20 protein-coding genes are annotated in these 20535 nt (G+C 59.8%); 11 read left to right on the top strand and 9 right to left on the bottom strand.

Annotated features, from left to right (window positions below; translation table 11 throughout):
• Positions 1–99 precede the first annotated feature (99 nt).
• The 4 genes from AC1DU8_RS20725 to dnaA all read right to left on the bottom strand — a co-directional run bounded on the left by AC1DU8_RS20725 (position 100) and on the right by dnaA (position 5943).
• Positions 100–357 (bottom strand): DUF3297 family protein, encoded by a 258-nt coding sequence (locus tag AC1DU8_RS20725; protein WP_477650020.1) that lies wholly within the window; start codon positions 355–357, stop codon positions 100–102.
• Positions 358–384: 27 nt separating this feature from the next.
• On the bottom strand, positions 385–3009 hold the full coding sequence (gyrB, locus tag AC1DU8_RS20730; RefSeq protein WP_477727203.1) for a DNA topoisomerase (ATP-hydrolyzing) subunit B: 2625 nt from the start codon (positions 3007–3009) through the stop codon (positions 385–387).
• Between the two features lie 114 nt (positions 3010–3123).
• Entirely contained in the window at positions 3124–4230 is a 1107-nt protein-coding gene (gene dnaN, locus AC1DU8_RS20735; protein WP_457281892.1) for a DNA polymerase III subunit beta, read from the bottom strand.
• A 318-nt stretch (positions 4231–4548) separates the two neighbouring features.
• The gene (gene dnaA, locus AC1DU8_RS20740; protein WP_457281893.1) at positions 4549–5943 is read right to left on the bottom strand and encodes a chromosomal replication initiator protein DnaA; all 1395 of its coding nucleotides are present in this window, start codon (positions 5941–5943) and stop codon (positions 4549–4551) included.
• A 424-nt stretch (positions 5944–6367) separates the two neighbouring features.
• Between dnaA and rpmH the strand changes: the two genes are divergently transcribed.
• The 7 genes from rpmH (at position 6368) to AC1DU8_RS20775 (ending at position 12246) form a co-directional block, all read left to right on the top strand.
• Positions 6368–6502 carry a 50S ribosomal protein L34 gene (rpmH, locus tag AC1DU8_RS20745; protein WP_007862708.1) on the top strand — a complete coding sequence of 45 codons (135 nt, stop codon included), beginning with the start codon at positions 6368–6370 and terminating at the stop codon, positions 6500–6502.
• 51 nt (positions 6503–6553) lie between these two features.
• Entirely contained in the window at positions 6554–6973 is a 420-nt protein-coding gene (locus AC1DU8_RS20750; protein ID WP_457281894.1) for a ribonuclease P protein component, read from the top strand.
• Positions 6970–7287, top strand: coding sequence for a membrane protein insertion efficiency factor YidD (gene yidD, locus AC1DU8_RS20755; protein WP_477702301.1), 318 nt, complete (start codon positions 6970–6972; stop codon positions 7285–7287). Before AC1DU8_RS20750 ends, yidD begins: the two co-directional genes overlap by 4 nt.
• Positions 7284–9011: a membrane protein insertase YidC gene (yidC, locus tag AC1DU8_RS20760; RefSeq protein ID WP_457281896.1), complete on the top strand. Its 1728-nt coding sequence runs from the start codon at positions 7284–7286 to the stop codon at positions 9009–9011. Before yidD ends, yidC begins: the two co-directional genes overlap by 4 nt.
• A 120-nt stretch (positions 9012–9131) precedes the next feature.
• Complete coding sequence (gene mnmE, locus AC1DU8_RS20765) at positions 9132–10544, top strand: tRNA uridine-5-carboxymethylaminomethyl(34) synthesis GTPase MnmE (protein ID WP_477667048.1); 1413 nt, start codon at positions 9132–9134, stop codon at positions 10542–10544.
• A gap of 185 nt (positions 10545–10729) precedes the next feature.
• On the top strand, positions 10730–11221 hold the full coding sequence (locus AC1DU8_RS20770; RefSeq protein ID WP_122954706.1) for a Crp/Fnr family transcriptional regulator: 492 nt from the start codon (positions 10730–10732) through the stop codon (positions 11219–11221).
• Positions 11222–11469: 248 nt separating this feature from the next.
• Entirely contained in the window at positions 11470–12246 is a 777-nt protein-coding gene (locus AC1DU8_RS20775; RefSeq protein WP_477689722.1) for a hypothetical protein, read from the top strand.
• Between the two features lie 126 nt (positions 12247–12372).
• Here the strand turns inward: AC1DU8_RS20775 and AC1DU8_RS20780 are convergent, their stop codons facing one another.
• Both AC1DU8_RS20780 and AC1DU8_RS20785 read right to left on the bottom strand, forming a co-directional pair.
• Positions 12373–12945 carry an adenine phosphoribosyltransferase gene (locus AC1DU8_RS20780; protein WP_477689723.1) on the bottom strand — a complete coding sequence of 191 codons (573 nt, stop codon included), beginning with the start codon at positions 12943–12945 and terminating at the stop codon, positions 12373–12375.
• A 128-nt stretch (positions 12946–13073) separates the two neighbouring features.
• Positions 13074–15068, bottom strand: a complete 1995-nt coding sequence (locus tag AC1DU8_RS20785; protein WP_457281900.1) for a cation:proton antiporter domain-containing protein — start codon at positions 15066–15068, stop codon at positions 13074–13076.
• Between the two features lie 116 nt (positions 15069–15184).
• Between AC1DU8_RS20785 and AC1DU8_RS20790 the strand changes: the two genes are divergently transcribed.
• From AC1DU8_RS20790 to AC1DU8_RS20805, 4 genes are all read left to right on the top strand, one after another.
• The gene (locus AC1DU8_RS20790) at positions 15185–16177 is read left to right on the top strand and encodes a KpsF/GutQ family sugar-phosphate isomerase (RefSeq protein ID WP_477689724.1); all 993 of its coding nucleotides are present in this window, start codon (positions 15185–15187) and stop codon (positions 16175–16177) included.
• 38 nt (positions 16178–16215) lie between these two features.
• Complete coding sequence (locus AC1DU8_RS20795) at positions 16216–16812, top strand: KdsC family phosphatase (protein WP_457281902.1); 597 nt, start codon at positions 16216–16218, stop codon at positions 16810–16812.
• A 77-nt stretch (positions 16813–16889) separates the two neighbouring features.
• Positions 16890–17555, top strand: coding sequence for an LPS export ABC transporter periplasmic protein LptC (lptC, locus tag AC1DU8_RS20800; protein WP_457282087.1), 666 nt, complete (start codon positions 16890–16892; stop codon positions 17553–17555).
• Between the two features lie 31 nt (positions 17556–17586).
• Positions 17587–18363: an SDR family oxidoreductase gene (locus AC1DU8_RS20805; RefSeq protein ID WP_457281903.1), complete on the top strand. Its 777-nt coding sequence runs from the start codon at positions 17587–17589 to the stop codon at positions 18361–18363.
• A gap of 151 nt (positions 18364–18514) precedes the next feature.
• On the opposite strand, the gene AC1DU8_RS20810 is transcribed toward AC1DU8_RS20805, so the two are convergent.
• From AC1DU8_RS20810 to AC1DU8_RS20820, 3 genes are all read right to left on the bottom strand, one after another.
• A complete protein-coding gene (locus AC1DU8_RS20810; RefSeq protein WP_457281904.1) occupies positions 18515–18982 on the bottom strand; it encodes an RNA recognition motif domain-containing protein in 468 nt (155 codons plus the stop codon).
• A gap of 639 nt (positions 18983–19621) precedes the next feature.
• Positions 19622–19873: a zf-HC2 domain-containing protein gene (locus AC1DU8_RS20815; protein ID WP_477670440.1), complete on the bottom strand. Its 252-nt coding sequence runs from the start codon at positions 19871–19873 to the stop codon at positions 19622–19624.
• Between the two features lie 17 nt (positions 19874–19890).
• A complete protein-coding gene (locus tag AC1DU8_RS20820) occupies positions 19891–20457 on the bottom strand; it encodes a sigma-70 family RNA polymerase sigma factor (protein ID WP_477689725.1) in 567 nt (188 codons plus the stop codon).
• Positions 20458–20535 lie beyond the last annotated feature (78 nt).

The raw sequence follows: 20535 nt of genomic DNA on the forward strand, positions 1-20535 counted from the left end.
CCAAAATAAAAACACCATGAAATCGACCTGCAGAGGTTCAAACTTCATGGTGTTAGTCAATGTCCGGTTAGTCAATGCGTCGACCCGGAACACGGCAGCTTACTTGTAGAACGACTCTACCTTGCCCTTCAACTTGATCATCAGCGGGTTGCCCTTGCGGTCGACCTTGTTGCCCACGGGCACCTTGATCCAGCCTTCGCTGATGCAGTATTCGGCGACGTCGTTGCGCTCTTTGTCGTTGAAGCGGATGCCGATGTCGTGCTCAAAGATCGCCCTGACGAAGTGCGGGCTGCGCTCGTCGGTCGAAAGGTGGTCGGGCAGCGCTGGGCGTTCTGCCGTTTTGGTTTCTTCGGTCATGGTGTCAGGTAAGAGCTGAGTGGTCGCTTAGACGTCGATGTTGGCGGCGCGCAGGGCGTTCTGTTCAATGAACTCGCGGCGTGGTTCCACTTCATCGCCCATCAGCATGGTGAAGACGTGATCGGCTTCGATGGCGTCGTCGATCTGCACGCGCAGCAGGCGGCGCACGGTCGGGTCCATGGTGGTTTCCCACAGCTGGGCGGGGTTCATCTCGCCCAGGCCTTTGTAGCGCTGGCGTGCGGTGGCGTTTTCTGCCTGGCCAATCAACCAGGCCATGGCCTGGCGGAAGTCGCCAATCTTTTCTTCCTTCTGGCGCTCGCCTTCGCCGCGCATGACTTTTGCGCCTTCGCTGATCAAACCGCGGAAGGTGGCGGCTGCATCGGCCAGGGTGGCATAGTCGGCGCCGTGCACAAAGTCTTGCGTGAGCACGCTGCTCTTCACGTTGCCGTGGTGGCGGCGGCTGATGCGCAAAATGGGTTTGTCGGTGCGGGTGTCAAACTCGCCGGCCACTTCGGCAGGGGCGCCGGTGGTGTTGAGCTCGCGCAGCTTGGCCTGCAGCGTCACGGCTGACACTTCAGCGTCGGCCACGGTGTCGAGGTTCAGGCTCACGCCGTCAGCAATGGCGCGCAGGGCTTCTGCGTCCATGAAGCCGCGCAGGCGCGCAATCACGGATTCGGCCAGCTGGTGCTTGCGGGCTAGTTCGGCCAGCGTCTCGCCCGTCAATACCGTGCTGCCTTCAGCGCCGGTTTGCACAGACGCATCTTTCAGCGCAATGCGCAGCAGGAAGCCGTCAAGCGCTGCGGTGTCTTTGAGGTACTGCTCTTCCTTGCCGGCCTTGACCTTGTACAGCGGTGGCTGCGCAATGTAGATGTGGCCGCGCTCAACAAGCTCGGGCATCTGGCGGTAGAAGAAGGTCAGCAGCAGCGTACGGATGTGGGCGCCGTCAACGTCGGCGTCGGTCATGATGATGATGCGGTGGTAGCGCAGCTTGGCGACGTTGAAGTCGTCAGTGCCTGGCGTGCCGCCAATGCCGCCGGCCTTGCCGATGCCAGTGCCCAGCGCGGTGATCAGCGTCAAGATTTCGTTGCTGGTCAAGAGCTTTTCGTAGCGGGCTTTTTCGACGTTCAGAATCTTGCCGCGCAGGGGCAGGATGGCCTGAAATTTACGGTCGCGGCCTTGCTTGGCAGAGCCGCCGGCGGAGTCACCCTCGACCAGGTAGATCTCGCACATGGCGGGGTCTTTTTCCTGGCAGTCGGCCAACTTGCCGGGCAGACCCATGCCGTCGAGCACGCCTTTGCGGCGCGTCATGTCGCGTGCCTTGCGCGCGGCTTCACGGGCGCGGGCGGCTTCGATGATCTTGCCGACAATGATTTTTGCGTCATTGGGGCGCTCTTGCAGGTAGTCGTGCAGCAGGCGGCTCACAATGTCTTCGACCGGGCCGCGCACTTCGCTGGAAACCAGCTTGTCTTTGGTCTGGCTGGAGAATTTTGGCTCAGGCACCTTCACGCTCAGCACGCAGCACAAGCCTTCGCGCATGTCGTCGCCGGTGACTTCAACCTTGGCTTTCTTGGCCAGTTCACTATCGTCGATGTATTTGTTGATGACGCGGGTCATGGCGGCGCGCAGGCCCGTCAGGTGGGTACCGCCGTCACGCTGGGGAATGTTGTTGGTGAAACAGAGAACTTGTTCGCTGTAGCCGCTGTTCCACTGCATGGCGACTTCAACACCGATGTTGGTGCCCTGGTCGCTCTGGCGGTCACCCATGGCGTTAAACACGTTGGGGTGCAGAACCGTCTTGCCTTTGTTGATGAATTCAACAAAGCCCTTGACACCGCCGGCGCCGGCAAAGTCGTCTTCCTTGCCGCTGCGCTCGTCTTTGAGGCGAATGCGCACACCGTTGTTCAGGAAGCTCAGCTCGCGCAGCCGCTTGCTTAAGATTTCGTAGTGGAAATCGTTGTTCTCTTTGAAGATGTCGGTGTCGGGCAGGAAGTGGACTTCAGTACCGCGCTTGTCGGTGTCGTCCATGACTTTCATGGGCGACACATCAACACCGTTGACTTGTTCGATGATGCGGTTTTGCACAAAGCCGCGCGAAAATTCCATGACGTGCACTTTGCCGTCACGGCGAATCGTCAGGCGCAGCATCTTGCTGAGTGCATTCACGCAGCTCACGCCCACACCGTGCAGGCCGCCTGACACCTTGTAGCTGTTCTGGTTGAACTTGCCGCCGGCGTGCAGCTCGGTCAGGGCGATTTCAGCGGCCGAGCGCTTGGGCTCGTGCTTGTCGTCCATCTTGATGCCGGTCGGGATACCGCGGCCGTTGTCGGTGACGCTGACAGAGTTGTCGGTGTGGATGGTGACAACGATGTCGTCGCAATGGCCGGCCAGTGCTTCGTCAATCGAGTTGTCGACCACCTCAAACACCAGGTGGTGCAGGCCGGTGCCGTCGGACGTGTCGCCGATGTACATGCCGGGGCGCTTGCGCACGGCCTCCAGGCCTTCCAGGATCTGGATGGAGCCTTCGCCATAGGCTTCGGACGCGCCGGCCTGGTTGGTGTCGATCTTGGGCTGGAAATTGGAGCTTCCCTCGCCTGCGGCGCCGTCGTTGACGTTTACCTGATCGGCTTCGTTCGGTTTGTTTTCTTCAGTCATAGCCAGCTTTATTTCCGATCTTTTCTCGAATTGCTTCGATTTCTTCAATCTCTTGAATGACCAAACCCGCGGAGAGTCGCGGGTCTGGTTGTTGGTTAGCGTGTGGTCAGCGCGTTAAATGCGCATCGGCATCACCACGTATTTAAAGGCTGCGTCGTCGGGGATGGTCAGCAGCGCGGAGCTGTTGGAATCAGCCAGTTCGATCTTCACCATGTCCTGGTCCATATTGGCCAGCGCGTCGATCAGGTAGGTGACGTTGAACCCGATTTCGATGGCGTCGCCGCCGTAGTCGATGTCGAGCTCGTCGACGGCTTCTTCCTGCTCGGCATTGTTGGAAGCCACTCGCAGGGTGCCGGGTTCGATGTTCAGGCGCACGCCCTTGAACTTCTCGCTGGTCAAAATGGCGGTGCGCTGCAGGCTGGCCAGCAGGGGCACACGGCCCAGGGTGATGATGTTTTTGTGGTTCTTGGGAATCACGCGGTTGTAGTCGGGGAACTTGCCTTCGACCAGCTTGGTGACAAATTCCATGCCTTCAAAGCTGAATTTGGCCTGGTTGCCGGCGAACTGCATTTCGATGGCGCCTTCTTTGTCGCTGAGCAGGCGCTGCATTTCCAGAACTGTCTTGCGCGGAAGGATCACTTCCTGCTTGGGCACTTCAACGTCGAGCGTGGCTGAGGAGAAGGCCAGACGGTGGCCGTCGGTAGCGACCAGGCTCAACTGCTTGCCTTCGGCGACGAAGAGGATGCCGTTGAGGTAGTAGCGGATGTCATGCACCGCCATGGCAAACGAGACCTGGTTGAGCAGCTCTTTCAAAACCTTTTGCGGCACCGAGAAGCTGGGGCCGAAATTGGCAGCTTCCTGCACCAGGGGGAAGTCTTCGGCCGGCAGGGTTTGCAGCGTGAAGCGGCTTTTGCCGCCCTTGAGGATCAGCTTGTTCTGCGACGACTCGAGCGAGACGGTCTGGTCGCTGGGCATGGAACGCAGGATGTCGATGAGCTTGCGGGCACCCACGGTGGTGGTGAAGTTGCCGGCATCGCCGTCGAGCTCGGCAGTGGTGCGGATCTGGATTTCAAGATCGCTCGTGGTGAGCTGCAGCTGGGCGCCAGTTTTGCGGATCAGCACGTTGGCAAGGATGGGCAAGGTGTGCCTGCGCTCAACGATGCCGGCCACCGACTGCAGTACCGACAAAACTTTATCCTGGGTTGCTTTCAGAACGATCATGACTTCCTCTGTATATATCTTTAATTCTTTAATTCAAATTAGTAGTAGTAGATAAGGGTGGCGCCCATCTGTGGATAGTGCCATTTTCCCCTTTTTGATCAACCACTTGGCGTTTGTTTAACCATGTGTTCAGACGCCCCTGAACTGCACTGCTGAATATGAACAACTTTCGATTGTCATCTGCTTCTGTGGATAAGCCATGGGTTGTTCAAAAGTTGTCCCCAAAGTTATTGTGAGGGTGGTTGGGCTCTGTAAAACACCGTGAAAACCGGGCGCAAGAGGGTTCGTGGGGTTCATGGGGCACATGTAGGCTGTTCCTCAGCCTTTCAGGGTCTGTTCAAGCACATGCAGCTGCTGGTTGAGCTCAGTCATTTGCTGGCGCTCGGCAGACATCTTGCGCACGGCGTGCAGCACGGTGGTGTGGTCACGCCCGCCAAAGAGCTCACCGATCTCCGGGAGGCTCTTTTGCGTGAGTTCCTTGGCCAGGTACATGGCAATCTGCCGCGGCCGCGCAATGCTGGCAGGCCGCTTCTTGGAATACATGTCGGCGACCTTGATCTTGTAATAGTCGGCGACGGTCTTCTGGATGTTCTCGACGCTGATCTGCCGGTTCTGTATGGAAAGCAGGTCACGCAGGGCCTCACGGGCCAGCTGGATGGAGATTTCCTTGAGATTGAAGCGAGAGTACGCCAGGATCTTGCGCAAGGCGCCTTCGAGCTCACGCACGTTGGAGCGGACGTTCTTGGCGACGAAGAAGGCGACCTCTTCGGGCATGGAGGCGCCTTCGGCTTCGGCCTTGCGGATCAGGATGGCGACGCGCATTTCGAGCTCAGGCGGCTCGATGGCGACGGTGAGGCCGGAATCAAAGCGCGACACCAGGCGTTCGTGGATATCCGTCAAACCCTTGGGATAAGTGTCGCTGGTCATCACGATGTGCGACTTTTTGGTCAGCAAGGCCTCGAAAGCGTTGAAAAACTCTTCCTGGGTGCGGTCCTTGTTGGCAAAGAACTGGACGTCGTCAATCAGCAATAAATCCAGGGAGTGATAACGCTCCTTGAATTCATCAAAAGTCTTGCGCTGGTAAGCTTTAACCACATCTGAAACAAATTGTTCAGCGTGGATGTAGAGAACTTTGGCGGCGGGGTTGTCCGACAGCAATTTATTGCCGATGGCGTGCATTAAATGGGTCTTGCCCAAACCGACGCCGCCGTAGATAAAAAGCGGGTTGTAAAGCTGGCCCAGGCTGCTGGAAACATGCAGCGCCGCGGCCCGGCCCATGCGGTTGGCCGTGCCTTCAATCAGGGTGTCGAAGGTCAGCGCGCTGTTGAGCCGATTCTTGAACGGCGCGCCGGCGGCTTCTTCGGGAACGCCCAGGCCGACGGGTTCAGGAACGCCGGAGCCTTCAAAGCTGCGAACCAGAGATGAAGATTTGGCGGGCGCTTCGCGCGGAGCAAGTGCTAACTCAAGGGGGATGCTTTGCCCGGAAATTTTCTCAAGCAGGGCCGAAATACGGCCGGCATATTGGGCGCGAACCCAGTCCAGTTTGAACCGGTTGCCTACTAAAACGGTGACTTTGGTGAGGTCGGGAGCGACCTCGACAAGCAGGGGTCGGATCCAGGTATTGAACTGTTGTTCAGGTAATTCCTGGGCCAGGTGGTCGACGCAGCTCTGCCACAAGTCCTGGTTCAGATTTTGGACGGATGCCTCACTCATGGCTGGTTTTGGCTGGGTTGCTGGCCTGGCAAGAGGCGCCCGGCAGCGGTGAGCTGCTTGTGGATATTGTTAATTTTGAGCACCGGCAATTGTAGTCCGGACGGGGAGTTATCCACAAAATAATTGATCCGGGTTTCAACCTATTTTCGGCACTGGTTTGGGGTATGTAGCGACCCGGTTCGCCGCATCTCAGCCTTTACCCCAAATGGGCAGGCTAACTTGTTGCCAGCGTTAGGAAATCTGCGATAATCATGGGTTTCCCTGATTCGCGGCGGGTTTTGCCTGCCTTGAAGACTTGCAGAGATGGCTGTGTTGTACGGCCACCAAGATCATTCGAATCGCCCAAAGCAGTGTGTCTTATAACTAAGGCAAGGTAACGGCAAAGGGGAAAGCTTTGTAGCTGACCGGCTAGTAGGACTCAATCATGAAACGCACATACCAACCATCCAAAGTCAAACGCGCTCGTACGCACGGCTTCCTGACCCGCATGAAAACGCGTGGCGGCCGCGCAGTGATTGCTGCACGCCGCGCCAAAGGCCGCAAGCGCCTGGCCGTATAAGCCTGTTTTCTGCTGGCCATTCGCAGTTTTTTAAACTGACGCCTGGCGCTCGTGCAACGGCTTCAAACCCGACCCCAGTTCCAGGCAGTTCTTGCCGGCGCCATTGTTGCAAAGACAACGCACTTCGCATTGCACCGCAATGCGCTGGACGCAAAGCCCGTGCAAGCTGAGCCAGGCAAGCTGGCGGACGTGCTCGCGGCAAAGCCGCTGTTTCCCGTACAGGATGTCTGGCTTGGGGCCATGGTTCCCAAACGCTGGGCCAAACGCGCCGTCACACGTAACGCCATCAAACGACAGATCTACACCGTGAGCGCTGATTTTTCGCATCAGTATCCTCAGGCTGCTTTTGTGGTCCGCTTGCGGCGTGATTTTTCGCGCAAGGAATTCATCAGCGCGACGTCCGAGCAGCTCAAGCTGGCGGTACGCACCGAAGTGCTGGCGCTGATGCAGGCAGGAGCCAAGGCGCCATGAGCCCTGTTTTTGCCGCGCTGGCACCTCTTTTCCGTTTGCCGCAAACCCTGCTGATCGGCCTGGTCAAAGGCTACCGCTTGTTGCTCAGCCCGTGGCTGGGCTCAGCCTGCCGGTTTGAGCCGACGTGTTCCGCCTATTCACTGCAGGCCCTGCAGCAGCACGGCGCAACAGTCGGCAGCTACCTCACTTTGCGCCGGCTGGTACGCTGCCATCCCTGGTGCGATGGCGGGTACGACCCGGTGCCGCCTGTTCCCCTCTTTTCCCGCCTGGCCACCCCCGTGGCCTCCACCCCTTCTAAAAAGACGCCGTCATGAACGACATCCGCCGCACCATTCTGTGGGTGATTTTTGGTTTTTCCATGGTCCTTTTGTGGGACCAATGGCAGGTTTATAACGGCCACAAGGCGACCTTTTTCCCGTCAGCCACGCAAAGCGCCAAGGCGCCGGCCGCTGGGTCTGCCGCTTCTGCACCCGCTACCGGTGCAGCAGCTTCTTCGGTACCGGCGCCTCAGGCCGTCGGTGCAACAGCCACCCCAGGCGCCGTGCCTGGCGGCGCACCATCCACCGCAACTTCGGCGACCAAAGAGCGCGTGCTGGTGAACACCGACGTGCTCGCGCTGACCTTTGACAGCGAAGGCGGCACCCTGGTGCATTCGGCCTTCAGTAAGCTCAAGGACATGGCGAACAAGGAAGAGGGCTTTGTACTCCTGGATGAAAGCGCCAAACGTGTTTACGTCGCGCAAACCGGCCTTATCGCCGGCGCCACGGGCGGCAGCAGCTTCCCGACCCACAAGACCCCGATGAAGGCAGTTCCTGGTGAGCGTTCGCTCAAGGAAGGCGTGAACGAGTTGGAAGTGAAGTTCGAATCGGCCGACGTCGGCGGCGTCAAGCTGGTCAAGACCTACACGCTCAAGCGCGGCGTCTACGACATTGCCGTGCGCCACGAGATCGTCAATACCGGCACAGCCGCGGTCGCTCCGCAGCTTTACCTGCAGCTCGTGCGTGATGGCAACCCACCACCCGGCGAGTCGTCGTTCTACTCGACCTTCACCGGCCCGGCTGTCTACACCGAAGCACAGAAATTCCAGAAGGTCGAATTCAAGGACATCGAAAAAGGCAAGGTTGATGTTGAAAAACAGGCGACCAACGGTTTTGTGGCCATGGTGCAGCACTATTTCGCCACAGCCTGGATTCTGGGTGACGGTATCAAGCGCGACCTGTTCTTCCGCAAGGTGGACACCAATCTGTATGCCGTGGGCATGATTACGCCACTGGATAGCATTGCCCCTGGCGCAACCAAGACGGTTGACTCGATCTTTTTTATCGGTCCGCAGGAAGAAAAGTCGCTGGAAGCCTTGGCGCCCGGGCTGGAGCTGGTCAAGGACTATGGCTACTTGAAGATCCTGGCCAAGCCCTTGTATTGGCTACTCGACAAGTTGCACGGTTTTATCCAGAACTGGGGCTGGTCCATCGTGGCGCTCGTGCTGCTGCTCAAGATTGCGTTCTACTGGCTCAACGCCAAGGCGTATGCCAGCATGGCCAAGATGAAGGCGATCAATCCCAAGATCATGGAAATGCGTGAACGCCTGAAAGACAAGCCGCAGGAAATGCAGCAGGCGATGATGAAAATCTACCGTGAGGAAAAAGTCAACCCAATGGGTGGCTGCTTCCCCATCATGATCCAGATCCCAGTGTTCATCGCGCTGTACTGGGTGCTGCTGTCCAGCGTTGAAATGCGCGGTGCGCCCTGGATTTTGTGGATTCATGACCTCTCGGCGCCGGATCCGTTCTTCATCCTGCCGGTGGTGATGACCCTGACCACCATGCTGCAAACGGCGCTCAATCCCGCCCCGCCGGATCCGATGCAAGCCAAGCTGATGTGGTTCATGCCGCTGATCTTCAGCGTGATGTTCTTCTTCTTCCCGGCTGGCCTGGTGCTGTACTGGATTACCAACAATATTCTGTCCATCGCGCAGCAGTGGGTGATCAACACGCGCATGGGCGTGCCGCCGCAGTTCAACCTGCCGAAATTCAAATAAGGCGGACACGGAATAAAAAATTGGGCCGCTTCGCGGCCCTTTTTCTTGGGAAACCGACTTTCGCGGCTGCGCTCCTTACCCTGGCGCCAAGATCTGGTTTGCCCCTTAACATCTACCACCATGCTGGCCCGACACCACGACCCCATCGTTGCAATCGCCACTGCGCCCGGGCGCGGTGCGGTGGGCATTGTGCGGGTGTCCGGCAAGCACATCGCGCCCGTCATCGAAGCGATTTGCGGCCGCCAGCTTCAACCGCGCCAGGCGACCTACCTTCCCTTCAGGGATGCACATGGCGTAGCCATCGACCAGGGACTCGCGCTGCATTTCCCGGCGCCTCATTCCTATACCGGCGAAGACGTGCTGGAGCTGCAAGCGCACGGCGGCCCTGTTGTGCTGCAACTGTTGCTGGCGCGATGCCTCGAGGCCGGTGCTACACCCGACCCGGTGACAGGCTCGGCGGCCGTGCCGGGGCTGCGCGTGGCGCAACCGGGCGAGTTCACCGAACGTGCCTTCCTCAACGACAAGATCGACCTGGCGCAGGCCGAGGCGATTGCCGACCTGATCGACGCGAGCACTGAAACCGCGGCACGATCAGCCGCGCGTTCAATGTCGGGTGAATTCTCTCTGGCGGTCAACACGCTGCTGGAGCAGCTGATCCATCTGCGCATGCTGGTCGAAGCCACGCTGGACTTCCCGGAGGAAGACATCGACTTCCTGCAGAAGGCAGACGCACAGGGCCAGCTTGAGCGCTTGCAGGTGACGCTCGCCGGCGTGATGCAGCGCGCGGTGCAGGGCGCCTTGCTGCGCGAAGGCATCAAGGTGGTGATCGCTGGCCAGCCGAACGCCGGCAAAAGTTCGCTGCTCAATGCGCTGGCCGGCGCCGAACTCGCCATCGTCACGCCGATTGCCGGCACCACACGCGACAAGGTTTCGCAGCTGATCCAGATTGAAGGCGTGCCGCTGCACGTGGTGGACACAGCCGGCCTGCGGGACGCGCTCGACGAAGTGGAAAAAATCGGCGTTGAACGCGCGTGGGCTGAAATCGCCAGCGCCGACGCGGTGCTCTTCCTGCATGACCTGACCCGGCGTGCCGCCGATTACCTGGCCGCTGACGCACACATCGCAGAAGTACTGAGCCGCGAGCTGCCACGCAACACGCCCATCATCGATGTCTGGAACAAGTCGGACGCGGCTGACGCGGATGTGCTGGGCACAATCAGCGGCGGTGTTCTGATCTCCGCCAAAACCGGCGACGGCCTGCAGGCGCTGCGCAAGCAACTGCTGCACGTCGTGGGCTGGCAGGCCGCCCCTGAAGGTGTGTTCATGGCCCGCGAACGCCACGTGCATGCCCTGCAGCAGGTCGCCGAACAACTCGGGCGTGCCCATGCGCAGATTCGCGCGGGGCACCCTGCCCTGGACCTGCTTGCCGAGGATTTGCGCCAGGCGCAACTGCACCTCGGCGAGATCACCGGTGCGTTCACACCGGATGACTTGTTGGGCGAAATTTTTTCCAGATTCTGTATTGGAAAGTAGTAAACCGGCGACAGGCGGGCCTTGTCTGGGGACAAGCGGTTCCATGCCGCGAAAAATGCCCCAAAACAGTCAAAAATGGGGCTCTGTCGAGGGGAAATTACAACTCCGGATTTCCTGTATCAGGTGTAAGGGGCCGTTAACGTCTCTTGCGGGCTATGTAGTGCGAAGGTATCTTCCGTCCCACTATGAACGCTCCACTACCTGCCGCCATCCGTTTTGACATTCAGGGCCTTGCCCAGGCCATTCTTCACTGCCACGCCAGTGACGCATTGCGCTGTCAATTCAACCAGCCGCATTGGGACATCCTGGCCAGCTACATGCAGCCTTTCGCGCTCAACAGTGGTCAGGTGCTGATGGAACAGGGCGCGCTGGACCGCACGCTGTACTTTGTGGAGAGCGGCACGCTCAGCGTTCATTACGAAGATGAAAAGGCCCGCGTGCGAATGGCACTGGTGGGTGCGGGTACCGTGCTTGGTGAAGGCGCATTTTTCTCGCACATGCCGCGCAGTGCCACGGTCCATGCGTCGACGCCCTGCAAGCTTTGGTGCCTCACCCCGATGCGGTTCCTCGAACTGGCAAACCGCCACAGCCCCATTGCATTGGAGCTGACCATGGCAATGGGGTCGGTCATGGCCAAGCGACTCTATAACCGTCCCAAGCGCGTCGCCGTGACCTGAGCGTCGCCCCTCTCTCGGGTGTACTGGCATCATCAGACAACTGACTCCTTGCCGTAATACTTTTGGGCGTCACAGGCGTTCTCAAAAACGTGACGGGCGTGATTTTTTACCAGACAGTTGCATGGGTGATTCGATAAAGTCGGCAACAGGATTTGCTGCTAAACAACAGCTGAACCGTTTGCGATATTGCTTACAGATTCACTCCGTGCATTGACGGAAAATCAACATTCATCACGAGAACATTGCCCATGTCTTTCTTAAACTGGTTTTCCGACAAACCGCAGCAAGCCAGCGCGGCTGCGAATGACGAACAAAAACGCGCGTCCGTCGGACGCGACAAATTTGCTACGTCCGTACCCCAGCGACTCTCCCCCGAACACCCTGCTCCCGCGGATTCCGGCAAGCTCAAGCGTCACGCCCGCCGCGAGCAGCTGTACGTAGCAATTCGTGAGGCCATGACCCGCTCCGGCGTGCTTTCGGCCAGCTACAAATTCAAAGTTCTTTCGCTCGACCAGAGCGGCAATGAATTCCTGGTCATGATGGACCTGGCAAAAGCATTTGGCGGCACGTCCGAGCAATTGAGTGGAATTGAGGCATCGATCACACAGCACGCCAAAGCGCGCTTTGAGATCACGGTACCCGCTGTGTACTGGCGTCTGGAGGAAATGGCGGTCGTGGTCAAACAGGCCCCGACGCCACCGCAGGCCGTGCAAGCACCTGTTGTACCAGCACCCGTAGTAGCACACGCTGAAGCCAATGTAGAAACCCGCGCGCCCGCGCCCGTCAAACCCGCAACACCACGGTATGAGCCTATCCAGGCCGACGAGGTTGCCGCCTTCAAACAAGCTTTGGTTGCTGCGTCTGCACAAGGCCCCGCAGTCGCGCCGGAAAAAGGGGTCAAAGTGCAAAGCGGCCCGCGCTCACGTTCATACACGCTGCTGACGGGCTTTGAAGACACCGAAATGCCGCCGGAATTCAGCACGTCACCAGCGCTGAGCAGCACGCAGTATGGCGATTTGAATTAGGCCGAGCCGGCTTTAAATTTAAAACAAATAGGCTTCAAACCCAATAGCGGCGGGCGCAAGCAGCTATAAAAGTTATAGCTGAACCCGTTCTCTCTCCGGGCAGTTTCCAGAACTGCATCCCGCGGCTCAATGCCCCGAAAAGTCGATCAAGGTGAACAGCGGCAGCCCTGCTGCCCGCAGTTTTTCTGAACCACTGAGTTCCGGCAGGTCAACAATCGCCGCACCTTCGGTGACAGTGGCGCCCAACTTCTCCAGCAGTTTCTTGCCGGCCATCATGGTGCCGCCTGTGGCGATCAGGTCGTCGATCAGCAGCACCCGGTCGCCGGGTTTGACCGCATCGGTGTGCAGCTCCACGGTGGCGCTTCCATATTCGAGCTCATAGGTTTCCTGCACGGTCGTGAAGGGCAGTTTGCCTTTTTTGCGTATCGGCACAAAGCCAACATTCAACTCATAGGCGATGACGGCGCCAAGGATGAACCCGCGCGCATCCAGCCCTGCCACGATGTCGGGGCGGAGCTTGCCGTCCATGTAGCGGTGCACAAAAGCGTCGATCAGCACGCGAAAGACCTTGGGGTTCTGCAGCAGCGGTGTGATGTCGCGAAACTGCACACCGGGGGCCGGCCAGTCGGGCACGGTGCGGATATGGTTCTTCAGGTACTGGCCGACGGTCTGGTGAGTGAGGCTGTGCAGATCAGGCATGGCGTGTCCAAGGTGGGTGGCGCCCATATTGTGCCGTCAGTGCCAACGAACAACGACCTGCTGCAGGCGCGAACAAAGCGGTGAGATGTTTCCCCGGAAGCCCCTCTTTGCGACGGGCGGCCCGCTGCTCAGTTGATACGGCCGCGCAGGAGCTTCTCTTCGGCCATGGCCAATGCCTCGGGCTTGCCTGACAGCACGAGCGTGTCCCCGCCCTCCAGCAATGTTTCGTCATGCGCGGCCACTGCCTTGCCATTGCTGCGGCGCAGGCTGACCACACGCACGCCGCCGGCGCCCAGTGCCACCGCACCCAAAGGTTTTCCGGCAGACCTGGTGCCCAGCGGCAATGTGACGTTTGACAGGCGCTCCTGCTCGAGCTCGTTGACGGTGTCGTCGTCGGCACCGCGAAAGTAACCTCGCAGCAGGTTGTACCGGGCGTCACGTTGATCCTGCACGACGCGGATCACGCGGCGCATGGGCACCCCTACCAGCGCCAACGCATGGCTGGCCAGCATCAGGCTGCCTTCGATGGCCTCTGGCACGACCTCTGTAGCGCCGGCTGCCTGGAGTTTTTCCAGGTCGTGGTCGTCTACCGTCCGCACAATCACCGGCACGGTCGGCGCGTGGGCGCGCGTGTTGGCCAGCACCTTGAGGGCGCTGGCTGTGTCGAGATAAGTTACCACCACGGCGCTGGCCCGGGCCAGCCCGGCTGCCATCAGGGCCTGGAGCCGCACCGCATCACCGAACACCACCGAATCGCCTGCGGCTGCGGCCTGCCGTACCCGGTCAGGGTCGAGGTCAAGCGCCATGTACTGGATGCCTTCGCGCTCCAGCATGTGACCCAGGTTCTGGCCGCAGCGGCCATAGCCGCAAATGATCACGTGTTTGTTGGCGTTGATGGACTTGCGTGCAATGGTGGTCATTTGCAGCGATTGCTGCAGCCACTCGCTGGAAACGAGCTTCATCACAATGCGGTTGCTGTACATGATGATGAAGGGCGTCGCCAGCATGGACAGCACCATGCTGGCCAAAATGGGATTTAACAGTGCGGGTGGCACCAGCTTGCTTTGCTGGGCCAGCGTCAGCAGCACAAAGCCGAATTCGCCCGCCTGGGCAAGATACAGGCCGGTGCGCAGCGATACGCCGGCTGTTGCACCCAGCGAACGCGCCAGCGCGGTAACCAGCACCAGCTTGAAGAGAACAGGCAACGTCGTCAGCAACAGCACCAGCGGCCATCGTTCCAGCACCAGCCGCCAGTCCAGCAGCATGCCGATGCTGATGAAGAAAAGACCCAGCAAAACATCGTGGAAGGGCCGTATGTCGGTTTCGACCTGGTGTTTGTATTCCGTCTCGGAGATCAGCATGCCGGCAATAAAGGCGCCCAGCGCCAGGCTCAGCCCGGCGCGCTCGGTCAGCCAGGCCAGCGCCAGCGTGACCAGCAGCAGGTTGAGCACGAACAGTTCTTCGCTTTTGCGCCGTGCCACGATGGTGAGCCACCAGCGCATGATGCGTTGCCCGCCGGTGAGCAGCAGCCCCACCAGCACGGCCGCCTTCAGCCCCGCGATCGCCAGCGCCATCAGGAGCGCATCGGCGGGCGCGCCCAGTGCCGGAATCAACACGAGCAACGGCACAACGGCCAAGTCCTGGAACAACAGCACGCCCATGACACGCTTGCCGTGTTCGGATTCGAGTTCAAGTCGCTCCGACAGCAGTTTGACCACAATAGCGGTGCTGCTCATGGCGATGGCACCGGACAGCGCCAGCGCGGTCTGCCAGCCCATCTTCCAGAGACCGGGGGCCATGCTGGCAAGGAACAGCGAGCCCACCGTGGCCAGCACGATGGTCAGCGTGACTTGCAGCAGGCCCAGGCCAAAGACGTGACGCCGCATGGAGCGCAGCTTGGGCAGGTTGAACTCAAGCCCGATCACGAACATCAGAAACACCACGCCGAACTCGCCCAAATGCCTGACGCCGTCGGAATTTTGCGCCAGCGCCAGTGCGTTGGGCCCGATGACCACGCCGACCGCCAGGTAACCCAGCATGGGCGGCAGCTTGAGCGAACGGCATGCCACCACACCCAGCACAGCAGCCAGCAGGTACAGCAGGGTCAGTTCAAGCGCGCTCATGCGTTGATGGTAGCCGAGGATATTGCATGGCCTTGACGATTTGCAGGCGGCAAAGGCCCATTCACGCGGCGGCAGGCCGGCAGGATGGGGCCTGCCCGCCTCTATAGAATGCAGCCATGAGCCTTGACGCCGTGAATTTTGATGCCGAACAGGTGCTGAGCCTAGCCAGGAAGACTTTTGAAATAGAAGCCGCCGCTGTGCTGGGCCTGGTGGGACGGCTGGGCGATGAGTTTGCCCGGGCCGTGGAGTTGATGCTGCAGTGCCGCGGCCGAGTGGTTGTCATGGGCATGGGAAAAAGCGGCCATATAGGCCGCAAGATTGCCGCCACACTCGCCTCCACCGGAACACCTGCCATGTTTGTGCATCCGGCTGAAGCCAGCCACGGCGACCTGGGCATGATCAAGGCCATCGACGTAGTACTCGCAATTTCCAACAGCGGCGAGAGTGCCGAGTTGACGATGATCCTGCCGGTGTTAAGCCGTCAGGGCGTACCGATGGTGGCAATTACCGGGGGCGCACAGTCCACGCTTGCCCGGCATGCACGGGTGACGCTCGACAGCAGCGTGGCGCAGGAAGCCTGTCCGCTCAACCTGGCGCCGACGGCCAGCACGACCGCGCAGCTCGCCCTGGGTGACGCGCTGGCCGTCGCCCTGCTGGATGCGCGCGGTTTCAAGGAAGAAGACTTTGCCCGCTCCCACCCGGGCGGTGCGCTCGGCCGCAAGCTGCTCACGCATGTCAGTGACGTGATGCGCAGTGGCGATGCGGTGCCGCAAGTGCTGGCTGACACCAGCTTCACCGATCTCATGCGTGAAATGAGCGCCAAGGGACTTGGGGCTTCTGCGGTGGTGGACGGCAGCCGGCGGGTGCTCGGTATATTTACCGACGGCGATTTACGCCGGCTGGTCGAAAAAGGCGTGGACCTGCGCAGCAGCAAGGCGGGCGATGTGATGCGCGCCAATCCGCGCACGATACAGCCGGATTCGCTGGCTGTCGAGGCTGTGGCATTGATGGAGCAGCACCGCATCACCAGCGTGCTGGTTGTGGACGACGCAGGGGTGTTATGCGGGGCGCTGAATACCAACGACCTGATGCGCGCAAAAGTGATATGACACTTGCACCCGTTATTTGGCTTGCGGTGAAACGATAGATGCTTACTCCAACACTGAGCTTTCCGCCTGAACTGCTGCTGCGCGCGCAAGGCATCAAGGTGGCATTTTTTGACGTTGACGGCGTACTCACGGACGGTGGCCTGTATTTTTCCGAATACCCCGACGGCCATGAACTGGCTGTGGCGTCAGGTGGTTATCGCGCTTCGGGTGAGATCGTCAAACGGTTCAACACGCTGGACGGCCATGGCCTCAAGTTGCTCCAGAGGGCCGGCATTACTCCCGCCGTCATCACCGGGCGCGATAGCCACGTGCTGCGCGCACGTTTGCAGGCACTCGGCATCACCCATGCCCATTTCGGTACGGAGGACAAACGCCCGGCCGCCGAGCTCACGCTGCAGGCCCTGGGGCTGGACTGGAGCGCTGCCGCAGCCATGGGTGACGACTGGCCCGACCTGCCTGTTCTGTCCCGTGTGGCATTGAGCTGCGCGCCGATCAACGCGCACGCGGAGGTTCGTGCGATGGTCCATCATGTGACACAAGCACCTGGTGGCCATGGCGCCGCACGCGAGTTCTGTGATGTGCTGCTGGTTGCCAGCGGACGCTATGCCGGGCTCCTTCAGGAGTACAGCCAGTGAGCACCGCGGCGAAGAACCGCGGCGCCCTGCTGCACCTGAAAAATGTGTGGCGACGCTTTCTGCGCGTCTGGGACAGCATGGCCATTTACATGCCGCTGGTGATGATGGGGGTGCTGGCGCTGGGTACCTACTGGCTTGTGCGCAACACCCCGATCTTCAGCACGCCGGAAGTGGCCAGGGAGGCGAGCCACGATGTGGACTATTTCATGCGCAAGTTCACCGTCAAGACGTTTGACGACGGGGGCCAGCTCAAGAGCGAAATTTATGGGACAGAGGCCCGGCATTTCGCCGACACCGACATCCTGGAAATTGACCAGGTGCGCATCCGCAGCATTAATGTGGAAAAGCGCATCACGACGGCTACGGCCAACCGGGCCTACACCAACGGTGATGGATCGGAAGTGCAGTTGACGGGCAATGCGGTAGTGGTCAGGGAGGCGAGCCAGGATGCGAACGGGAAGGAAACGCCGCGCATGGAATTTCGCGGTGAGTTTCTTCATGCCTTCCTGAATGACGAGCGCGTGAAGTCGCACAAACCGGTGCTGCTGATTCGCGGCACCGACCAGTTCACCGGTGACACTTTTGCCTACGACAACCTGGACCAGGTGGCCGATCTCAAGGGACGTGTCCGCGGCATTCTCGTCCCGCGTTCCGCGGCCAGCGCTGCAGGTGCTGGTACCTTGCCCACTCTCACGCCTGCACCACCCGTCAATCCGGCAAGCAACGCACCAGCGACCCGCTAACGCGACACTCTCTAATCAACGACTGCCCACCATGTCCAGACTCGTATTTATCACCGGCGCTTCCAGCGGTATCGGTCAGGCATTGGCACTGCGTTTTTATTCTGCAGGCTATCGGCTGGCGCTGGCTGCTCGCAGAACCGCCGAGGTCCAGGCCTGGGCCGAGACCCATGCCATCAGTGCGAGCCGCTACCAGGTCTACGGCGCAGACGTATCCGACATCGACAGCATTGTGTCCGCCGGCGAGGCTTGCATCGCCGCGCAGGGCGTGCCCGATGTGGTGATTGCCAATGCCGGTATCAGCATCGGCATGGACTCCGCGGTGCGTGCTGACCTTGAGGTCATGGCCCGGACTTTTGCGACCAACAATATCGGTGTCGCAGCCACCTTTCACCCGTTCATCGCCGGCATGGTTTCGCGAGGCACAGGAACACTGGTTGGTATTGGCAGCGTGGCCGGCATACGGGGCCTTCCCGGCCATGGCGCCTATTGCGCGAGCAAGGCTGCAGTCATCGCCTATTGCGAAAGCCTGCGCGGGGAACTGCGCCCCAGTGGCGTGAAGGTGGTGACGATTTGCCCAGGTTACATCGACACGCCGCTGACCCGCGAAAACCGCTATGCCATGCCGTTTCTGATGAAGGCCGAGGTATTTGCCGAAAAAGCGTTTGCCACCATCCAGGCGGGGTGCAGCTACCGGGTGATCCCCTGGCAAATGGGTGTGGTGGCCAAGCTGTTGCGTCTGCTGCCCAATGCGGTGTTCGACAAGGCTTTGTCTGGCCGCGCACGCAAGCATCGCCAGGGCGAGAGCTGAGAGCCGGGCGCCTTTGCGCGCTGCGCTATCAAAACAGGAGCTGCTCGCGCCCATTTATTGGGCACTACAAAGCAAAAAGGCTTCAAAACCGAAGTCTTGAAGCCTTTTAAGCGCTCTTCAACCAGAGGCTGAAGAGGGGGTTCTGCAGGGCTTAGTAGCCGCCGCGTCCACCACCGCCGCCACCACCGGAACGGCCACCGCCGCTACCGCCGCCGCCGTAGGGGCTGCGGAAACCGCCGTCGCCACCGCCGCCGCCGGAGCGACCACCGCCGCCACCGCCGTAGCCACCACCGCCGGAACGGTCGCCGCCACCACCACCGTAGCCGCCACCACCGCCGCCGCCGAAGCCGCCGCTACGTGGAGGACGTGCCTCCATGGGACGTGCTTCGTTCACGACAACGCTACGGCCGCCCAGAGGCTGGCCGTTCATGCCGTTGATAGCTGCCTGGGCTTCTGCATCGCTGCCCATTTCGACAAAGCCAAAGCCTTTGGAGCGACCGGTGTCGCGTTCCATCATGACTTTAGCGCTGGTGACAGCGCCAAATTGGCCAAAAGATTGTTGCAGGTCTTCGTCGCGGACCGAGTACGGCAGGTTGCCGACGTAAAGTTTGTTGCCCATGAAGGGACTCCTCTAAAACACAAAAACAAAAGCGATGGGGTCCCGAAAGCACAACAAATCTTGATACGTACCGCTGTAGCGCGCGAAACTGACCGATCACCTAACGTGTGCGAATAGTGACACTCGCACCGGCATATTATGCGTCAGTTATCAAAAAGACAACCAGCTGGCGTTACTGCCTGGGCCTCGCAAGCCCGCATAAACAGGGGCTTCCCGGGTTTGTTTACGATTTTTGTATCGACCTGCCCGCTGACTTGAAGGCCGCGGAGGGTAACCCAAAGCACTTCTATTGAAGATGGCACAACAAAAAGCCCGGGATGAGGTTTTCGCACCAGCTACGCGGGTGTTTAACAATAAAGCGCTATTAGTGGCCCGAATTTACGGCCCTGCTTAATAAGTTAGCGCCTACTGTTTATGGACTTACCAATGAATAGAGGCTACCGGCGCGAAGAAATCAGAGTCGTAAGTTCTCTCTGGACAGCCCTGATGCTGGAAGCGAGGATGTGTCCGTTAAAAGCCATAAGCAGGACAGTTGACGCGCGCGCGGAAGGAAAATAGTTACAAAAAATTGCAATGATTCAATCCGAATCCATATTTATTCGATGAGATGGCGACCGCCTTCGCTCGTTCGGCGGCGCGTTATTTGGGACGAATATCGGGCGGCAATTCGGTGGAGCCAGCCTCGGCAAGATCCGAATAGTTGCGCCACTGCTTCATCGCGGCGCGCATGGTCAGAATCTGGTTCTCAAACTTCGGGCAGGCATCGCAGGCCAGAAGATGCAGCTTGAGCGCAATGTGGTCGGGCAAACGGAGTGCGCGGTCTTCCCGCGCGATCAGCAATGCCGCAGCCTCCCGGCAGGTGCGTCTTAACAGGGTAATGTTGGGTTTCACGTTAAGGGCCGGCCGTGTCAGGTGCTGAGTTTGCCAAACCAGTGGATATTCAGGCACTCCTGCAGGCGCAGGCGTGCCCGATGCAACTGGACATACAGGTTGGTCGGTGTCAGTGAGAGTTCCTTACAGACTTCCTGCGAGGAAAGCTCCAGCCACTCACGCATCAGGAACAGCCGCCCCAGTGCAGGTGGCAGGCGTTCCATGCATGCGTCCAGTACCTGGAAGAACTGAACCTGCTGCAGGGTCTGGTCCGGATTGCCCCAGTCGTTGGGCGGCTCGGTGAAATGCCCGTCAGCCTGGAAAGAGAGCCGGTCGAGCTCGTCACCCTCTTCGTCGCCGTGGGCGTCCGGCACCGCCACCATGCGCGCATTGCTGCGGATCAGGTCAATGACCTTGTGCTTGAGAATGCCGACAAGCCACGTCTTGAGCTGGGAGCGGTTGCCGAAAGACTGCGGCTTGGACAAAGCCGCCAGCAACGTTTCCGACACGGCGTCCTCGGCCCATTCATCGTTGCGCAGCTGCAGGTGCGCAAAACGAAGGAGATAGACGCGGTGTTCAACCAGCTGCTCTTCAAAAGTAGGCATGGCCGAAAGTCTAGCGGCAGGTGTGGCGCTTGTGCGCCGGAACTCGACGAAATTTATGCCCAAGGCGCCAGAAGCCCA

The sequence above is a fragment of the Polaromonas sp. P3_A5 genome (genome assembly GCF_056403055.1).